The organism is Nocardia sp. NPDC051911 (assembly GCF_040681035.1).
In the GTDB taxonomy this organism is placed as follows: domain Bacteria; phylum Actinomycetota; class Actinomycetes; order Mycobacteriales; family Mycobacteriaceae; genus Nocardia; species Nocardia sichangensis.
In genome coordinates, this window is record NZ_JBFAXY010000019.1 from 1 (window position 1) to 17682 (window position 17682).

The following is a 17682-nucleotide window of genomic DNA, read 5'->3' on the forward strand; positions in this document are numbered from 1 at the left end:
GGGAGGCCGGTCCGGCGGAGCTGGCCGCACTGCCCTACCTCGATGCCGTCTGCCAGCTCGGACGCGAGCCATAAAGGGGCCGCGAACACCCAGCGCCGCAGGCGCTGGAAAAACAAACACAGCCAAGAAACACGGTAGGTTGACCCCTCGTGGGTAAAAGCAAGCGCAACAGTCCTAAGCCCGGTGGGAACCGGGCGCAGCGTCTCGCCGAGCGGCGAGCGGCGCAGGAGCAGGCGGCACAAGTCGTCACCCGTCCGTTCGAGGGCCTGGCCGCGGAGTGCGATCTGGTCGCGCTGCGCGAATTCGTTCCTTCGGCCACCGCCCGGTTGACGCTGGCGGCCGAGGTCGCGGCGGAGCGGCCGGTCGTGCTCGCAACGGTGCTGCCCGGCGCGGTGGCCGCGTTGGTGCGCGCCGGTGACGAGCCCAGCGGTTACGTCGGCGCGCAGGTGCAGTTCCAGGGCGCGGATCCGGCCGCCGATCTGGCCGCGGCGATCCTATGGACCCAGTCCGCCGAGCCCGGTGATTCGCTGACCTCGGTGGAAAGCGTCGCGGGAGGCCCGCGGCTGGCCGATGTCATCGATCCCGCCGCGAGCCTGGACTTGACCGTGCACCAGGACTTCGACTGGTGGGTGCCCGCAGGGGTCGAGCCCGACCCGCAGGTCGCCGCCACCATCGAGCAGGCCAAGCAGGCGATCATGCCCTCGGCGCGGCTCGGGCTCGCCGCCGACACGATCGGTGCCGCCTGGTGGGTGGACGCGGGCGAGAAGGCGCACATCCGCTGGGTGCGGCCGGAGGACGAGGACGCGCTCATGCTGGCGCTGGCCCGGGTGCACGCCTCCGGCGGTCTGCACCTCGGCGAGGGTTCCCGGTTCGCGGGGTCGTTCCGCACGCACGGAGTGCTGGTCCCGGTCTTCGACCTGGACCGCGAGCGACACCCCGACGAATGGGTCGAGCCCGCAGCCGAATTCGGCGCTCGGCTGTCCGAGGCGCTGGCCGTCGACGCCCCGTTGACCTCCGACGAGCGGCGCTCCCGCGACGGCCTGCGGTCGCGTCAGGTCACCTTGCGCTGAGCCCGGATATCGCGAGACTTGGGCAGAAACGGCCTTTGTCGGCGGCGGTGTTTTCCGGTTGCCGCCGGTGCGGCTCGAAATATAGGAAAGACTCGCCAAACCACTGCGAAATGTGGTGGAACCGTCGTTTACGCCGACATTCCGACTCGCCGTCCGATAGAACGTCCAACAGCGACAGGCCCGGTTCCTGATACGGAACCGGGCCTGTTTCACCTATTCGGCGAACGCCGTCAGACGGAGCCGCCCGCCGCCGAAGGCGCGCCGGAGGCGTCGCTCGGGCCGCTCATTTCCCGGGCGACGAATTCCTCCAGGTCGAACAGGTTCGACCCGGCGCGATCGGCGATGGTGAGCAGGGTGGTCATGTTCGCGACTTCCTCGACCTGCTCCTTGAGGAACCACTGCATGAACTGTTCGCCCAGGTAGTCACCCTCTTCGCGGGCGGTGCTCGCCAGCTGGATGATCTGCTCGGTGACCGTCTTCTCCTGGGTCAGTGCGAGCGCGATCGGCTCCCTGGCGTTCTCGAACCGCGATTTCGCGGCATCGATGCCGGAAATATCGACGCTGATATCCCGGTCCAGGAAGTACTGCACGATCATCATCGCGTGATTGCGCTCTTCGACGGCCTGCTTGTAGAACCGCTTGGCCAGCTGCGGGAGATCGGCATTGTCGAACCACACCGCAATCGCGATGTACTGATGCTCGGCATTGAATTCGTGCCGGATCTGATCGTGCAACAGGCTGTGAAATTTGCTGCGGGGTGATTCCGGATGGCTTGACATGGCATCGACATTAGCGCTGGTCAAGACCCGTGTCATCCAAGTGCAGCCTTATTGAGGCTAGTGTTGCCTAATTAATTCTTCGCCGCTCCAGCCATTTTCGGCGCCGGAATATCGGTGCGCGGCCGCGGCCGTGTCTCCCGGGCGACGAACTCCTCGACGTCGAACAACTGCCCGTCGGCACGGTCGATCACGGCCAGCAACGTGCTCATCCCGGCGACGTTCTTCACCTGATCGGCGAGGAACCACCCGATGAAGCGTTCGCCGAGATAATCGCCGGAGGTGCGGGCAGTGTGGGCCAGATCGCTGATCCGGGCGCTGCGGACCTGCTCGATCTCCAGCAGCGAAGCGACCGCGCCGCGCGGGCTTTCGAAGGTGGACTCGATCTCGTCCAAGCCGCCGATCTGCACCGGGAGATCCCGGTCCAGCAGGTACTGCACCATGCGCAGCGAATTGCCGTAGTGCTCGCGTGACCGGTCGTAGGCGTGTCCGGCCAACTGCGGCAGTCTGCGTGAGTCGAAGTACACGGCGGCCGCGAGATACTGCTGGGCAGTGGTGAATCCGTGACGGATCTGGGTGCGCAGCAAGTCGGGAAAGGACTCGTCGGCCTCGTCGATGTCCGGCATGGCATCGACGCTACCGCGTCAGCAGGTCCTCCGGGATCGGACGGTCGCCGGCGAGCGCGTCGAAGAACCGGCTCGCTTTGGCCTTGTCCCACAGCAGGACGTTGCCGCTGTCGGTGTCCTCGAATCCGCCGACCGGTACCGCCGTGGCGATGGTGTCGCCACGCAGCGCCCAGCCCAGGCCGCCCAGATCCCAGATGTGGTCGCCGTTGTCGACCTTCAGCGACTTGGCGGTGTCGGTCGCCAGCGGCCAGAGCTTGAACGGATTGGCCAGCGTGGCTCCACTGGTCGCCTTCTTCAGCAGGGCGGCCATGAAGATCCGCTGGTTGTTCATCCGGTCCAGGTCGGCGAGCGCGGTCGCGCGACTGCGGACGAAACCCAACGCCTGTGGTCCGTTGAGTCGCTGGCAGCCCGCGGGCAGGTCGATGCCGGCGAGCGGGTCGTCGATCGGTTTGGGCACGCACACGTCGATGCCGCCGAGCGTATCGACCACGCTGGCGAAGCCGCCGAAGCCGATCTGCGCGTAGTGGTCGATCCGCAGGCCGGTGGCGATCTCCACGGTCTGGACCAGCAGCGCGGGGCCGCCGATGGCGAACGCGGCGTTCAGTTTGTCCTTGCCCTGGCCCGGGATGCTGACGTACGAGTCGCGCGGCAGGCTGACCAGCGTGGTCTTCCCCGACTGCGGCACGTGCACGAGCATGATCGTGTCGGTGCGCTCGGGGCCCACCTCACCGCCGGTGGCGAGTTCCCGCTCCTGCTCGGCAGTCAGTCCGCCACGGCCGTCGGACCCGACCAACAGCCAGTTCGTGCCGGGTGTGTCGCCGACGCGCTTGGCGTAGTTCGCCAGCGCGGGGATGCGGTTGAGCGAGTTGTCCAACTTGATGACGGCGCCGACGGCGGCGAGCACCAGGACCAGCAGGATCACCAGGAACCAGCGGAAAGGGTGGCGCTTGCGGCGCGGTCGTGGAGCCCGCGGCGGACGCTCGCCGCGTGGCGGCACCGGTGGGGGGCCTTCGCGGAACGGCCTCGGTTTCCGGGGCGGCGTGTGCGGCGGACCTTCGTGATACGGAACCGGCCGCTGTGTCGGCGCGTGCGACGGAACTTCGTGATGCGGCACCGGGCGCTGCGTGGGGGCGTGCCTGCGGGCCGGGGGAGGCGGCGGCATTCGCCGCGCCTGTTCGGGCGGGACCTGCGAATACGCCAGCGGCTGTGCGTGGGGGTCGGCGGTTCCATCACGGCGCACGACCTGCGTGGGCTCGATCGGCGGCGGACCGCCGGACCCCGGAGGCGGCATGCGACGGCGCATCGGAGGTTCACCGGGTCTGCCGGGCGGCGGCATCCGGCGCGTATGCGCGTTGCGCTGGGGGTCGTCGCCGTTCATCACTGGAACTCTACTTATCGGGCGGTTGTGACGTGCCGCATGTGGACGCGGGCGCACGCGGAAGCGGCGCTGTTCCGTATTTCGCAGGCGGCACCGGGTTGTTAGCGCTGCCGAGGGCACAGTTGCGTCACGGCAGCCACGAAACATGGCCGCGCAGAACGGTGTAGCCGATGTAGGCGACCGCATCGATGGTCGCATGGGCGAGGACCAGCGGCCACAGCCGATTCGTGCGCTGCCAATAGCGGCCGAATATGACGCCCATCACAAAGTTTCCGAGCCCGCCGCCGATTCCTTGGTACAAGTGATAGCTGCCCCGCAGCACAGCCGAGGCCAGCAGAGCCGAGTTCGCCGACCATCCGAGCCTGCGCAGCCGGGTGAGCAGGAACGCGACCACGATGACCTCTTCGGCCAAGGCGTTCGCGCAGGCCGAGAGGACGAGCGCGGGCAGTCGCCACCAGTAGTCGCCGAGCGAGGCGGGGACTATCGTCACGCTGACGCCGAGTGCGTGCGCGGCGAGATACAGCCCGAGTCCCGGCAACCCGATGATCGCGGCCAGCGTCAAGCCGGGTAGCACGTCGGCGCGCCAACGGAGCCGGTTCGCCAGCCCGATCAGTCGCGGGCCGATGCCCCCGCGCCACAGCAGATAGAGGCCGAGCGCGGCCCAGCCGAGCAGCCGCAGCACGCTGAGCAGCTGGAACAGCAGGTCGATGGTGGACTGCGTGGCTCGCGACGGATTCAGCGCGACGGTCCGTCCGCCGATCCCGCCCGGGGCGAGCGCGCTCTCCACCAGCGAGAGCGCGGCGCTGAGCCCGCTGAGCCCGAACGTGACCAGCAGCACCACGGCGATCTCGAGTTTGATCGCCAGCCGCTCCCGATCGGTCGGCTCGGCCTCGTCCCACTCGGCTCTGGACTCCGCACGCATGGGTCGAATCTATTGCGCTCGTCCGCCGCGGCGCGCGGCGCGTCGGCATGTGAACTGCCTGGTGCGTCGTCGGCGTCTCCGCTGCGGCGCATGCTTCCGGGCCTGGTGGCCCAACCCGGCCCGCCACTCGGTCGAGCTCGGACATCGGGTCTGCGCGCGCTGCGGCGAGCAGCCGCCACTCCGGCTCACCGGAGCATCCCTCTAAACGACGGTTCACCGAAGGAGTGTGCGACCAAGCGGCGCTGGATCAGCCCGGGCACGATGCGCTCGAGGCAGCCGGACCGCTCACCGCGGATTCGCCACAGGTCGGGATCGAACGAATCGGTGTGGTTGACGTCCGTCGTCCGCCCGCGTTGAACGAATCGGTGCGATTGCCATTCGCCGCGTCGGTGTGCATGTCAGCCGAGCAGCCAACCGCGTCGGGAGTGCGTGCGCCCCAGCCGATGCGCCGTCCGCCTCTCACCCTCATTCCCGCCGATGTCACCAGCAACGACGAGGTCAGCGCGGCCGTCGCGCGGGTCGCCGAGTCCGGCGCTCCACGCATCGTGGTCAACTGCGCCGGTTGTCCACAACCTCTGCGGGCAGGGGCCATGGAACGCTATCTCGTCCGTCTTCTCGGGCCGGTCATCCCGTTCTTCGCCTTGGTACTTCCGTTCGCCGGCCCGATGCCGCTGAAGATCGGCTTGATCGGGCGGCGGGTCAGATCCGGCGCAATCCATTGAGGAACGGGCAGCCCGCCAGTGTGCGCACGGCGCGGCTGAGCCCCTCGATGTCGTGCGCCGGTGCGCTGAACGGCAAGCGGAAGTCGTGGTCGCCGTCGTGTCCTTCCACCCGCAGCGTGAGCCCGTACCGGTCGATGGCCAGCGGGTGCACGATGCCGCGCCGCAGGTGTGGCGGCAGATGCCTGGCCAGCTGGGCGACGACATCGGCGTGATCGGCCTGCATGTGCTGCAGCCACGCGGATTCCATGGCGCAGAACGGATCCGGCTGCGCCAGGCGCAGTTCGTCGCTGCGCACCGATTCCGCGCCGGTCGAGTCGGCCACCACCGCGGAGTCGATCACCAGCCGCAGCAGGGTGGCGCCGAAGCCGATGTCGAGCAGGCCCGGATGCGGGTAATCCTTGGCCACCTCGGTGGCCAGCGCGCGCTGCGCCTGGGTGGGCACCGCCCGTACCCAACCGCGCAGCCAGACCAACGCGCGCACCGGCTCGCGCAGCGGTAGCGGGGCGTGGTCGGTGAGCTCCAGCACCGCGGGCGCGCCGTGGTCTCCGGAGTTGCCTGCCAGGATCGCGGCGACCGAGGCCGTCGGCACCGCGATCACGGCATCGCCGCACTGCCGTACGTGGTGCACGGACGCGGGCGTCGGATCGATGCCCGGCATGGCCAGCACCGCTTGCTCCGCGTGCGCGCATGCGCTGCGCACTCGCTCGGCGGTGGACGGTGCGAAGGTCGAGGACGGACGCGGCATACAAACCTCCGTGGAGCGTGGCGCGCTTGACTATTGATTAGGTTACCCTAAGCTAAGTGACGAGGCGGGGTTCCGCAAGCGTTCCGATCCGGCTGATTGCAGCGAACTGGATCGGTTCCGGTCGAACCGGGTTGTTACGGTGAGGGCGTGTCGGAAGGGTCGGAATCCGCAGAACCGGTGCTGGTGACGTTGTCGACGCCGCCGCGGCGCAGTCTGGTCGACGGGCTGGTCCGCAACATCGGCGCAAGTCCCGCCGCGCCGACGCTGGAGCTGGACGCGCCCGACACCGGGATCGCCGACTTCCTCGCGCACGTGGCCCACTCCGATACCGGCTTCGTCGCGCGCACTTCCTCGGGAGAACGGGCGCTGGCCATCGTCGCCGCCACAGCCGCTGCCCTGTGCGGCGAGGACATCGGCGCGGCCCTGCGCGACCCCGACATCGCCTTCCTGACCTCGCTGAAACCGCCGGCCGTCGAGGCGGTCCGTTCGGTCCTGCTCGCCATCGAAACCGAGGCCGCGGACCGGGTGAACGCCGCGTTGCGCGTGCTCAACGGAGGTTGAACACCGCTGAGGCGGTCGTGGAACAGATGACCCGGACCGGTAGGCCCTTCGCAATTGGTGGGAGCCGAACGAGCGCGCAAGTAATCTCGTAACCGTGCCGCGAATCGCGTACTTCGGGCCGTCCGGAACTTTCACCGAGATGGCCCTCGCTCAATTGGAATCCTCGGGAACCTTCGCCGGGCCCGTCGAGCGGATCGCCGCGCCCAGCCAAGGCGCCGCGCTCGACCTGATCCGTTCCGGTGAAGTGGATGGCGCGGTGGTGCCGATCGAGAGTTCCGTGGAGGGGTCGATCTCGGCGACGCTCGACTCCCTGGCAATCGGTCCGCGCCTGCAGATCGTCGCCGAGACCGAACTCGAAGTGAGTTTCACGATCCTCGGCAAGCCGGGCACGGCGTTACCCGACGTGCGCACTCTCGCCGCTTACCCCGTGGCCGCCGCGCAGGTCCGGTTGTGGGTGGCGCGGCATCTGCCGCAGGCGCAGCCCTACACCTCGGCGTCCAACGCCGCCGCCGCCGAGGACGTGGTGGCGGGCCACGCGGACGCCGCCGTGTCGACCGCCCTGGCCGGAGAGCGGCTGGGATTGATCGCGCTGGCCTCCGGGGTCGCCGATCACGAGCAGGCGATCACGCGGTTCGTGCTGTGCACCCGGCCCACCGCGGCGCCGCCCGCCACCGGCGCCGACCGCACCTCGATCGTGCTCGAGCTGCCGAACGTACCGGGCTCGCTGATGCGCGCCTTCGCCGAGTTCGCCACGCGCGGTATCGATCTGACCAGGATCGAGTCCCGGCCCACCCGAACGGGCATGGGCACCTACCGTTTCTATCTGGACTGCGTCGGGCACATCGACGACACCGCGGTGGCCGAGGCGCTCAAGGCGCTGCACCGCACCGCGCGGATCCGCTTTCTCGGATCTTGGCCGGCGACTTCCGCGACCGGTACGCCACCACCGTCGGACGAAGCGTCCGCGGAGTGGTTGATCCAGCTGAGAAAGGGGATGGCCGACCTATGACCGGGAGGTTGATTCTGGTCCGGCACGGCGAGACCGAGGGCAATGTCGCCAAGCTGCTGGACACCCGGATTCCCGGGTTGCCCCTGACCGAACGCGGTGCGGCACAAGCGAAGACGTTCGGTGAGGGCCTGCTCCGCCCGCCGCAGGTGCTGTTCTCCTCGGCGGCGCTGCGCGCGCGCCAGACCGCGAGCTACATCGAGGCGGCGACCGGTGTCGCCGCCATGGTGCTCGACGGACTGCACGAGGTACAGGCCGGCGACCTGGAGGGAGAACACAGCGAGGAGGCGCACCAGACCTTCCAGCGGATCTACCGTGCCTGGCACGAGGGCGACCTCACGCTGCGGGTGCCCGGCGGCGAATCCGCTCAGGATGTGCTGGATCGGTTCCTGCCCGCGATCGAGGAGCTGCGGAATACGTATCTGACACCGGACGTTGCCGCGCCCGGGGACGTGATGGTGGTCAGTCACGGTGCGGCCATGCGGCTCGTCGGCCGCACGCTTTCGGATGTGCGTCCGCCGTTCACCACGAACAACCACTTGGACAACACCGAGACCATCGAGCTGGTACCGATGCCGGACGGCGGGTGGGAGTGCATTCGGTGGGGACGATTCACGCCGCCGTTCGGCTACGAGGTCGCACCGACCTCTGACGATCCCATGGGTTAGCGACGCTCGTTCGGTGCTTCAGGACAGCTTCGGATTCCGCGGGAACTCTTCTCGTTCCGGTAGGAAGTTGATCAGATCCTGCACGGCCGTGCGCAGTCGCGCGGGAGTCCCGCTGCTGAGCGAGGTCCACTTCACGCCGTCGTCGGACGTGCTCGCGGTCGCGATGAATCGGCCCGCGCGCGTGTTGAAGACGGCGATGTGGTTGTCGGCCGCGTCTCGGGTGCCATCGCCGTAGATCACACCGACGATCTCGGCATACGAGTGGATCTCGACCAGAGCCGCGGCCAAGGTCTTCGCGTCCTGGGCCGGGTTGCCCACCTTCGCCAGCCGTTCCGCGGTGGCCGCCGCGTCGCCGGTGTCGCCGAAGATCGTGGCCAGCTCTTCGGTCGGGGCGTTCATGCCGTACAGCTCGAGCGGCTCGGCATAGCCGAGTGCCGCGAGAACCGTTCCGGGCAAGTCGTTTCCCGCCTCATCGATGACGTAGGAGTCCTGTCCCCGAAGGGCGACGACCGGGAGGTCGACGCCCTTCGCCAGACAGAAGCGGCTCACCCAACCATCGACGACCAACCGCAGCGCGATGATCCAGTGGGGCCGGTGCAGCGCGCGCAGCCGATTCTCCAGATCACGATGCAGCACATCGTCGATCAGGAGTTCCCGCTGGGCGAGCGACTCGGCGGCCGCGTCCATCGCCGCTTTGTGGTCGGTCAGATTGTCGTACCGTGCCCTCGCGTTCAGGACGACGGGAACCTCGATCTGCAGTTTCTCTACGAGGAACTGCATTTCGTCGAGCGACAGGACGACCGCGTCGAGCGTCGACGGGCTGCGGCCCGCACCGAGTACGGTCACCTAACCGTCCCGCTGAGGTCACCGCCGATGACCCCATCGGCGGTGAAGCGGCCGTCGTTGAAGTGCTCGGTCGACCGCAGGTAGTCCCGGCCGTCGTGTTCGGTCTCGTCGTCCTCGTCGCTGCGCGCCTGGTTACCGAGCAAGGGGTTGCCGTTGCCGGTGTTGGCGGGCCGGACCGGCGCCGCCTCGACGCCCTTGACCGCGACGCTCTCCTGCACCGGAGCCGTGCTGCCACCGATCGTGCCGTTGGAGCCCCAGCCTTCCGGAAGCTTGAGCGAGCCGCTGCTGATGCCCGCCGCCGATCCGAGACCGGAGAACGACACGGCACGCGTCGCCGCACCGGTAGCGGTGGCTGCCGCACCGATACCCATGGCCATGGGAGCCATGCCGGAGAAGGAGGGCGCGGAGCTGGTGGTGGCGGCCGCGATCGCGCTGCCCGCGACATTTCCGACGGTGGAGACACCGGTGGTGGCGATCGAGCCGACGGCCTGAGCGGCCTGGGTGGCAGCGCTCGCCACCCCAGGGTTGCTCAGGAACGCCTGGGTGGCGGCCACGGCAGCCTGGATCGGATCGGCCGGGACCTCGGTGGTCGTGTCCGCCGCTTGCTCGGGACTTGCCGTCCCCGCGCCCTTGGCGATCGCCGGCGGTAACAGGAATTCGGCGGGCGTGGCGACCATGGCGCTGGTCGCGGCCTCATAGGTCTCCATGACCAGCGCGGCACGGATGTCCATCGCGTTCCTGGCGACTTCGGCGGCTTCGAACGCACCGCTCAACACGCCGGGCGGGTTCGCCGACGCGGCCAAAGCGGTGTTGACGGCCGCGATCTCGGGCGGGCTCGGCATCGCCAGCGCGGCGACGGTGTAGGCGGTGGCGTTCGCCGCGGCCTTGGCGCCCATCGCGGCCGCCTGCACGCCCTGCTGCTCGGACCAGCCGAGGAAGCCGGTGAGCTTGCCCAGCGCGGCGATGCCGTTGATGCCCTGCATTCCGACGCCGAGTTCGGCCATAACCCTGGCGACCGTCGTCGTCGCGTCGATCCAGGCGGCGGTGAGCCCGCCCCATGCGGTGGCGGCGGCCGAGATCGGAATCGCGTGCGCGCCCGCGTGAAGTGTGGCCGAATTGATCTCCGACGGGCGCGCCGCCCAGATCACCCCGGTGACTCCTGCAACCATGTCTGACTTCTCCCCTGCTTAAAAGCGTTGCTGATGGATCTCGCTTGCGGAACTACACCTGGATGGCGCTGATGCCGGCGGCGCGGACCACGTCGCCCGCGACATGCTGGGCCAGCTGCATGCGCAGCGTCGCCGCGGCGTGGTGGCACTCCAGAATCGCCTGCGCGATCGCGCGATCGTGCGACATCGCCCCCTGATTGAAATGGCTCGCGCTGAGGAAGGAGACTTCCTCCGCCCCGGAGGGCAGCACGTGCGTCGCGGGCGCGGTGATCGCCGCGGCGGCGGCCAGACGTTCGGCGACGAGGTCGAGTTCGGCCGCGGCGGCGAGAATGGCTTCGGGTGCGATCAGTACATGTCCAACCATGACTCGACTCCTTCTAGTGGCTGTGGGGCGGAACCACGAGAATTCCCCCTTCGAGTGATAGGACGCGACAGCAACGCGATCGGTTCCATCGAATCCCCAATTTTTCGATCTCCGTGCCGATTACACACCCACCGCTGGTGGTGCGCAATACAGCTCGGTTCAGACTATCCCCATCCCAGCTGATGCAGGCGGTCTTCGTCAATGCCGAAATAGTGTGCGATCTCGTGGATCACGGTGATCGCCACCTCTTCCACCACTTCGGATTCGTCGGCGCAGTGTTCGAGGATCGCCTCGCGGTAGATGGTCACGGTGTCGGGAAGCGCTCCGCCGTAATGACTGTCACGCTCGGTGAGGGCGATGCCGTGATACAGACCGAGCAGGTGTGGATTCTCCGGATCGCGCGGCTCGATCAGTACGACCACGTTGTCGATCGCGCGGGTCAGCTCGGGCGGGATGAGATCCAGTGCGTCGCCGACCAATTCCTCGAACCGGTCGGCGGACATCGTCACGGGCATCGGCGCTCGGCTACCTGGGCTGAGGCTGCGGCGGCAGGGGCGCGGCGCCCGGCAGCGGTGCGGGCGTGGAACGTCCGTTGTTCGGCGGCGGCACCGGAGCCTGGCCGTTGATCAGGATCTCGCCCTTGGCCGACCCGGTGATCGGCGCGAAGCCCTCCCGATCGGCTCCCTTGCCGATCATGCAGTCCAGCTTGCGGCTGCCCGCCATCCAACTGCGGGCATCGATGTAGTCGAAGAACAGCGTGAGCGTCTTGTTCCGGATGACGTCCGGCCCGCCCAGGTAGTCGGTCGACGTGCGGGTGCACTCCTCCTCGACGAACTTGTCCTGGTCGTCCTTCGCGGGCGGGCCTCCGTTGAAGTGGGCGGCCAGATCGACGGTGGAGACGATCTCCACGGCGTGCGGCTGGGCGCAGTCCACCGGATCGGTGGGCAGGTTCTGGTTGATGCCGAGGCACACGCCCGCCTCGTACACCTTGGACTGATCGTGCTCGGTGGCGCTGCCGACCGACGGCGGGGTGCCGACGCTGGCCGCGATCTGCAGGCCGCAGCGCAGGGTGCGGTCACCGTGCTGCCAGCCGTCCGGGCTCGGATACATCAGCCCGACGATGTACTTGCCGCGCGGATCGAACCGGCCCGACATGTACTTCTGCACCGCGGGCACGCAGTGCTCCTCTTTCAACTCGGTCAGGCGCAGCGAGTCCGGGAACCGCGAGCCGGGACCGAACTCCTTGCCCGGATACCTGCTCATGTCGATGTCGGCCGCGACCTCGAACATGTGCTTGCTCGAGCAGTTCACCTTGGCCAGGTCCGATCGGTCCGGCTTGGTCCAGCTCAGGCAGTCGCCCTTCGCCGCGGTGCCGAACTCCTTCTCCAGCACCGGCTGCGCCGGGGCGCCGGGATTGTGCGCCTCCAGGCCCTTCTCGTTGTCGAAGCCGGTGACGAACAGCGTCACCAGGGCCGCCACCACGGCGCCGACGGCCACCGCGAGCAGGCCCCAGCGCAAGGTGTGGGCCGACAGATGCAGATCGCGCAGCTCGCCGTCGGCGAGGGCGGCTCTGGCCGAGTCGAACGAGCGCCGTACCGAGTCGGCGCGCGACGAAGCGCCGCGCTTGGGCGCCTGCGGGGACCGGGACATGCGTGCGGAGGACATCGCGGTCCATCATGGCAGTGTCGGTGCCGCGGTGCCACGACCTGCCCCGATCGGCGCGGCACGGGCCACGAGCGATTCAGCCGCGCAGGGCCGAGAGGAAGACGCCGGGCAATCGGGCGGGGTTGGCGTCGGCGTAGAACTCGGTGAGCCTGCGCCCGGTGGTCGCTGCGGTGGCGTTGCCGACGAACCACGGCGGCTTCGGAGAGAGGGCGAGTTCGCCGCCCAGCAGCGAGCGCGGCACCGGCCGGAACGGGCCGTGCACCACGGTGCGCTCCACATCGTCGAGCAGCAGGGCGTTGTGCACCACGCCGATACCGCTCTGCACGTCGTCGAGGGTGTGCCCAGGGAAGGCTCCCCAGGCGGCACGCGGCGCGAGGAAGGCCAGACCGGTCCAGCTGTTCACCGCGATCGCGCCGTAGCGCAGCCGTTCGATCGCGCGGTCGAAGGCGACACCGAGCCTGCGGATGGTCGTCGGATCGGCGATCACGTTCGCGCCGAGCGTGCCGGTCAGCTCGGCGTTGGCGAAGTCCACCGCGCGTTGCAAGAACTCGCCGCCCGTGTAGGGCAACTCCACCACGCCGAGCACGGGGGAGAAGTACTCCGTGCGCAGCAGCGGCGAGCCGGTGCGCGGCAGTCCGCCGACCAGCACCCGCCCCGCGCCGAGACGCTCGGCCTCCGGGTACGAGGCCAGCGCGTCGGCGACCCGCGCGTCGCTGCCCGGGTAGTAGGCCGTGCGCTGTGGCGCCCGCTCCATGGCCAGGCGGAGTTCGGCGAGGAACTCGTCCTTGCGGTCCCACTCGGCGCCGATCACCACCGCCTGCGCGGCCACGCAGTTGTAGCCGCCGTTGTGCAGCCGTTGGGTGGCCACGTGCTCGGCCTGGTAGCGCAGATCGGCGTCGGACCAGTCGCCGGGCACCACGATGGTCGGCGAGACGCCGCCCAGTTCGCTGCTGATCGGCTTGTCCAGCAGCGGCCGGTTGTGCTGCTTGCGTTCCGCGCCCTCGGCGCCGGGACCCCACACGATGGCGTCGTGGGTCTGCGCGCTGCCGGTCATGTGCACGTGCGCGACGTCCGGATGACGCACCAGGTAGCCGCCCTGCTGCGCGCCGCCGGTGAGAATTCGCAGCGCGCCGATCTCCAGCAGCGGTTCGAACACCATCTCGAACACGGTGAACAGCGGGTCGGTGATCGGGTTGAGCTTCAGCGCGACCACCCGGTTGTGCGCGAACAGCTCGTACAGCGCGTCCAGCGGCGGAATCGAGGTGATGTTGCCCGCGCCGAGCACGGCGCCGATCCCGCCGGTCGCGGTGGGATCGAGCTGGGCGAGTCCGGCTCGCCGACGGGCGGCGTCGGCGTCGACGCCGGGACGCAGCCACACCTCGCCGCGGAAACCGTTGAGCAGCAAGCGATCGTAGACGCCGAACGGGAATACCGGCACCGCCAGCCGCCCGCCCGGCGCCTCCCGCAGCGTGATGCCCGCCAGTGGGCTTCGCCCGGTCTCCAGCGCGGCCAGGGTCGCCGACAGCGCGGCCGTGGCTTGCAGCAGCGTGAGCGGCCCGGACATCCACTCCTCACCGACCAGCGCGGAGTGCTCGCCGAGATCCTTGACGACGCACGCCGCGCGCACCCAGTCCTCCGCGAGGCGGCCGGTCCTGGCGTGGATCTCGTCGAGCAGCAAGCGGCGGCGGCGCAGCGACGTCGCGGCCCACACTTTCTCGCCCGCCGCGAGATCGGCCAGCGCGTTGTCGATGGCCGTCTCGTCGAATGGGGTGCCCACAAACCCACTATGCGCGCGATCCGGGGTGGATGGTCCGCATCCTGGGATATCGGCGTGAAAGCGCAACACACCGACTACTAGGCTGGTGGCCCATGATCGACCTCCGATTCCTGCGGGACAACCCGGACGCGGTCCGCGCCTCGCAGCGCGCCCGCGGCGAAGACCCCGTTCTCGTCGACGCGCTGCTCGAGGCGGACGCGGCGCGGCGTGCCGCGGTGGCCACCGCGGACAACCTGCGCGCCGAGCACAAGGCGATGGGCAAGCTGATCGGTAAGGCGAGCAAGGACGAGCGGTCCGCGCTGCTGGCGCAGGCGTCGGAGATGTCGGTCAAGGTCAAAGAGGCCGAGGCCGCCCAGCACGCCGCCGACGTGGATCTGGACACCGCGCACCGCGCCATCTCCAATGTGGTGCAGGACGGCGCGCCCGCGGGTGGCGAGGCCGATTTCGTCGTGCTGCAAACGGTCGGCACGCCGCGGGAGTTCGACTTCGAGCCGAAGGACCACCTGGAACTCGGCGAGTCGCTCGGCCTGATCGACATGGAGCGCGGCGCGAAGGTCTCCGGCGCCCGGTTCTACTTCCTGACCGGCTACGGCGCGCTGCTCCAGCTGGGAATGCTGCAGCTGGCCGCGCAGAAGGCGGTGGCCAACGGCTTCACCATGATGATTCCGCCGGTGCTGGTACGCCCGGAGGTCATGGCGGGCACGGGGTTCCTCGGCCAGCACGCGGCGGAGGTCTACCACCTCGCCGACGACGACCTCTACTTGGTCGGCACCTCGGAGGTGCCGCTGGCGGGTTACCACTCGGACGAGATCCTCGACTTGAGCGACGGCCCCAAGCGCTATGCGGGCTGGTCGTCGTGTTTCCGCCGGGAGGCGGGCAGCTACGGCAAGGACACCCGCGGCATCATCCGGGTGCACCAGTTCGACAAGGTGGAGATGTTCGTCTTCACCACGCCCGACCAGGCCGACGCCGAACATCAGCGTCTGCTCGCCTGGGAACAGGAGATGCTCGCGGCGATCGAGGTGCCCTACCGGGTGATCGACGTCGCGGCCGGTGATCTCGGCAGCTCCGCCGCGCGCAAGTTCGACTGCGAGGCGTGGGTGCCCACGCAGCAGACCTACCGGGAGCTCACCTCGACCTCCAACTGCACCACCTACCAGGCGCGGCGGCTGGCCGTCCGCTATCGAGACGAGAACGGAAGGCCGCAGATCGCCGCGACCTTGAACGGCACGCTCGCCACCACCCGCTGGATCGTGGCCATTCTGGAGAACCACCAGCAAGCCGACGGGTCGGTCCGGGTGCCGTCCGCCCTGGTCCCGTTCGTCGGTACCGACGTGCTCCGACCGACGAATTGACAACGGACGAATGACGTTCAGGTAAATAGCTACTGGTTCGCCATGCCGTATTCCCGGGATGTGGCAACCAGGGGGATTCCTTATGTCTAGGCTATTCGTCGTGCGAGGAATCGGGTCTCGCGGCGATACCCGAACCCGGGTGCGGGCCGCGTCTGCGTTGGCGACGGCTATGGTCATGGCTCGGACCACCGGGGCGTTCTACGTCATGGGCGGGGTGCTCGGTCTGCTGATCACCGCCATCGCCCCTGGTGAAGAGGGTAATCGTCCGCTGGTAGGCGGGGCGGCAGCGGTGGCGCTGGTGCTCGGTCTCACGCTGCTCGCATGGGGCCCGCGGCTGCCGCATTCGATCCATCACGTCTATGTCGCGATCGCGACGGTGTTGGTGACGATCGCGGTGCATTCGTTCCCGAACACGGTGGGCGCGATCAGCCTCGCGGCGTTCTACGTCTTCATCGCGTGCGACGCCGCCCTGTTCTTCGCCTGGTCGCAGGCCGCCGCCCATATCGCGTTCGCCTTGGCGCTGTGCCTGTGGGTGCTGCCCGCGCGGCCGGTGACGCCCGGGTTGCCGTGGTGGTCGGGCCTGATCCCGGCCGGCGTGACCTTCGGTGTCGGCGTCGTCGTCGGGATCCTGACCAGGATGGCGTCCGAAGCCGACATCGACGTGCTCACCGGCCTGCTCAACCGGCGCGGCTTCGACCGGGCGCTGAACACCGCGATCCAGCAGGCCACCAGGTCCGGGCACGGACTCGCGCTGGTGCTGGTCGACCTGGACCGTTTCCAGAAGATCAACGACCATCTCGGGCACCGCGCCGGTGACGCCGTCCTGCAGCGGGTGGCCGACACCTGGTCGAAACTTCTGGCTCCCGATCAGCGCCTGGCGCGTTACGGCGGGGACGCGTTCGCCTTGCTGCTGCCGAACACCACCGAGCAGGCCGCGATCCTGCTCACCGAACAGCTGCGCGCCGCGGTGACGACCGGCTGCTCGGCCGGCGTGACCTCCTGGCAGCCGGGCGAATCGGGGTCGCTGCTGGTCAGCCGCGCTGACGTCGGCCTATACCGGGCCAAGCAGGCCGGACGCAACCGGACGGTGCTGGAGTCCTCGCGGCAGCTGCCGCTGGCGGTGGAACTGCGCGAGGCGATCGACCGGGGCGCCCTCGACGTGCACTACCAGCCGATCGTCAGCCTGACCGAAGGCGGCGGCAAGGCGGTCGGTGTGGAGGCGCTGCTGCGCTGGTCGTCGAGCGCGCAACCGGATGTCACCACCGAGGGCTTGATCCGCGTCGCCGAGGAATACGACCTCATCGCCGATCTGGACGAACTGGTGCTGCGCCGGGCCTGCGCGGACGCCGCCCGATTGCAGGAAACCTTCGCCCAGCTGGATCTCACACTGAACGTGAACGTCAGCGGGCTGGAGCTGGCCGAGACCGGTTACGCCGACCGGGTGGCGGGCATCCTCGCCGCCACGGGGTGGCCCGCCGACCAGTTGGTGCTCGAAGTGACCGAGAGTGAGCTAGCCGCCGAATCCCAGACCGCGATCGAGAATCTGCACACCCTGCGCGACCGTGGCGTGCGCATCGCCATCGACGACTTCGGCACGGGATACTCCTCGCTCAGCCGACTGGCCACGCTGCCGAGCGACATTCTCAAGGTCGATCAGTCCTTCGTCGCCGCGATCCGCTCGGATTCGCCCGCGCCGCCCTTGCTCGGCGTGATCGCCGCGCTCTCCAACGCGCTGGACCTGCAGGTCATCGCCGAGGGCGTGGAGACCGAATATCAGGCCGCCGTGCTCACCGAACTGGGCTTCGCGCTCGCGCAGGGGTATCACTACAGCGATTCGCATCCGGTCTCGGAGCTGATCAGCGACCTCAACGAGAACAAGGGCCGGATCGGCCAAGGCGTCACCGACCGGGAGCTGGGCGACGGAGATTCGGTTCCGGCGAACGGCTGGGTGCCGTTGCCCTGATTCGCGTGGCGGCCGATTCCCTTCGACGCGCCCGAGCGGTAATTCCCTTGCGCCGCGAGGCAGGGATGG

17 protein-coding genes and 1 pseudogene are annotated in these 17682 nt (G+C 68.9%); 7 read left to right on the plus strand and 11 right to left on the minus strand.

Annotated elements, in window-relative coordinates:
• The first annotated feature begins 149 nt into the window (after positions 1–149).
• Entirely contained in the window at positions 150–1070 is a 921-nt protein-coding gene (locus AB0L97_RS22740; RefSeq protein ID WP_355073295.1) for a DUF5926 family protein, read from the plus strand.
• 230 nt (positions 1071–1300) lie between these two features.
• Here the strand turns inward: AB0L97_RS22740 and AB0L97_RS22745 are convergent, their stop codons facing one another.
• The 4 genes from AB0L97_RS22745 to AB0L97_RS22760 all read right to left on the minus strand — a co-directional run bounded on the left by AB0L97_RS22745 (position 1301) and on the right by AB0L97_RS22760 (position 4772).
• Entirely contained in the window at positions 1301–1849 is a 549-nt protein-coding gene (locus AB0L97_RS22745) for a ferritin (RefSeq protein ID WP_355073293.1), read from the minus strand.
• 71 nt (positions 1850–1920) lie between these two features.
• On the minus strand, positions 1921–2472 hold the full coding sequence (locus AB0L97_RS22750; RefSeq protein ID WP_355073291.1) for a ferritin-like domain-containing protein: 552 nt from the start codon (positions 2470–2472) through the stop codon (positions 1921–1923).
• A 10-nt stretch (positions 2473–2482) separates the two neighbouring features.
• On the minus strand, positions 2483–3850 hold the full coding sequence (locus AB0L97_RS22755) for an LCP family protein (RefSeq protein WP_364432720.1): 1368 nt from the start codon (positions 3848–3850) through the stop codon (positions 2483–2485).
• 127 nt (positions 3851–3977) lie between these two features.
• A complete protein-coding gene (locus tag AB0L97_RS22760; protein WP_355073288.1) occupies positions 3978–4772 on the minus strand; it encodes a CPBP family intramembrane glutamic endopeptidase in 795 nt (264 codons plus the stop codon).
• Between the two features lie 458 nt (positions 4773–5230).
• Here AB0L97_RS22760 and AB0L97_RS22765 point away from each other — a divergent pair.
• A pseudogene (locus AB0L97_RS22765) lies at positions 5231–5335 on the plus strand (3-hydroxyacyl-CoA dehydrogenase); the annotation flags it as partial.
• Between the two features lie 136 nt (positions 5336–5471).
• Here the strand turns inward: AB0L97_RS22765 and AB0L97_RS22770 are convergent.
• Positions 5472–6239: a DUF2470 domain-containing protein gene (locus AB0L97_RS22770; RefSeq protein WP_355073287.1), complete on the minus strand. Its 768-nt coding sequence runs from the start codon at positions 6237–6239 to the stop codon at positions 5472–5474.
• 147 nt (positions 6240–6386) lie between these two features.
• Between AB0L97_RS22770 and AB0L97_RS22775 the strand changes: the two genes are divergently transcribed.
• From AB0L97_RS22775 to AB0L97_RS22785, 3 genes are all read left to right on the plus strand, one after another.
• Positions 6387–6800, plus strand: a complete 414-nt coding sequence (locus AB0L97_RS22775; RefSeq protein ID WP_364432725.1) for a hypothetical protein — start codon at positions 6387–6389, stop codon at positions 6798–6800.
• Positions 6801–6894: 94 nt separating this feature from the next.
• A complete protein-coding gene (gene pheA / locus AB0L97_RS22780) occupies positions 6895–7809 on the plus strand; it encodes a prephenate dehydratase (protein WP_355073283.1) in 915 nt (304 codons plus the stop codon).
• On the plus strand, positions 7806–8474 hold the full coding sequence (locus tag AB0L97_RS22785) for a histidine phosphatase family protein (RefSeq protein WP_364432729.1): 669 nt from the start codon (positions 7806–7808) through the stop codon (positions 8472–8474). Before pheA ends, AB0L97_RS22785 begins: the two co-directional genes overlap by 4 nt.
• Positions 8475–8492: 18 nt before the next feature.
• On the opposite strand, the gene AB0L97_RS22790 is transcribed toward AB0L97_RS22785, so the two are convergent.
• From AB0L97_RS22790 to AB0L97_RS22815, 6 genes are all read right to left on the minus strand, one after another.
• Positions 8493–9320, minus strand: coding sequence for an ESX secretion-associated protein EspG (locus tag AB0L97_RS22790; protein ID WP_364432732.1), 828 nt, complete (start codon positions 9318–9320; stop codon positions 8493–8495).
• The gene (locus tag AB0L97_RS22795; RefSeq protein ID WP_355073278.1) at positions 9317–10489 is read right to left on the minus strand and encodes a PPE family protein; all 1173 of its coding nucleotides are present in this window, start codon (positions 10487–10489) and stop codon (positions 9317–9319) included. The genes AB0L97_RS22790 and AB0L97_RS22795 overlap by 4 nt, the downstream gene beginning before the upstream one ends.
• Positions 10490–10541: 52 nt before the next feature.
• Positions 10542–10853 (minus strand): PE domain-containing protein, encoded by a 312-nt coding sequence (locus AB0L97_RS22800; RefSeq protein ID WP_159849106.1) that lies wholly within the window; start codon positions 10851–10853, stop codon positions 10542–10544.
• A gap of 164 nt (positions 10854–11017) precedes the next feature.
• Complete coding sequence (locus AB0L97_RS22805; protein WP_355073276.1) at positions 11018–11368, minus strand: metallopeptidase family protein; 351 nt, start codon at positions 11366–11368, stop codon at positions 11018–11020.
• A gap of 10 nt (positions 11369–11378) precedes the next feature.
• Entirely contained in the window at positions 11379–12518 is a 1140-nt protein-coding gene (locus tag AB0L97_RS22810; RefSeq protein ID WP_364432738.1) for a septum formation family protein, read from the minus strand.
• 76 nt (positions 12519–12594) lie between these two features.
• Positions 12595–14295 (minus strand): aldehyde dehydrogenase family protein, encoded by a 1701-nt coding sequence (locus AB0L97_RS22815; protein ID WP_364432741.1) that lies wholly within the window; start codon positions 14293–14295, stop codon positions 12595–12597.
• A gap of 92 nt (positions 14296–14387) precedes the next feature.
• Between AB0L97_RS22815 and serS the strand changes: the two genes are divergently transcribed.
• Together serS and AB0L97_RS22825 are read left to right on the plus strand one after the other, a co-directional pair.
• Positions 14388–15650, plus strand: a complete 1263-nt coding sequence (serS, locus tag AB0L97_RS22820; protein WP_355073272.1) for a serine--tRNA ligase — start codon at positions 14388–14390, stop codon at positions 15648–15650.
• Positions 15651–15825: 175 nt separating this feature from the next.
• Positions 15826–17613 carry a bifunctional diguanylate cyclase/phosphodiesterase gene (locus tag AB0L97_RS22825; protein ID WP_355073270.1) on the plus strand — a complete coding sequence of 596 codons (1788 nt, stop codon included), beginning with the start codon at positions 15826–15828 and terminating at the stop codon, positions 17611–17613.
• Positions 17614–17682 lie beyond the last annotated feature (69 nt).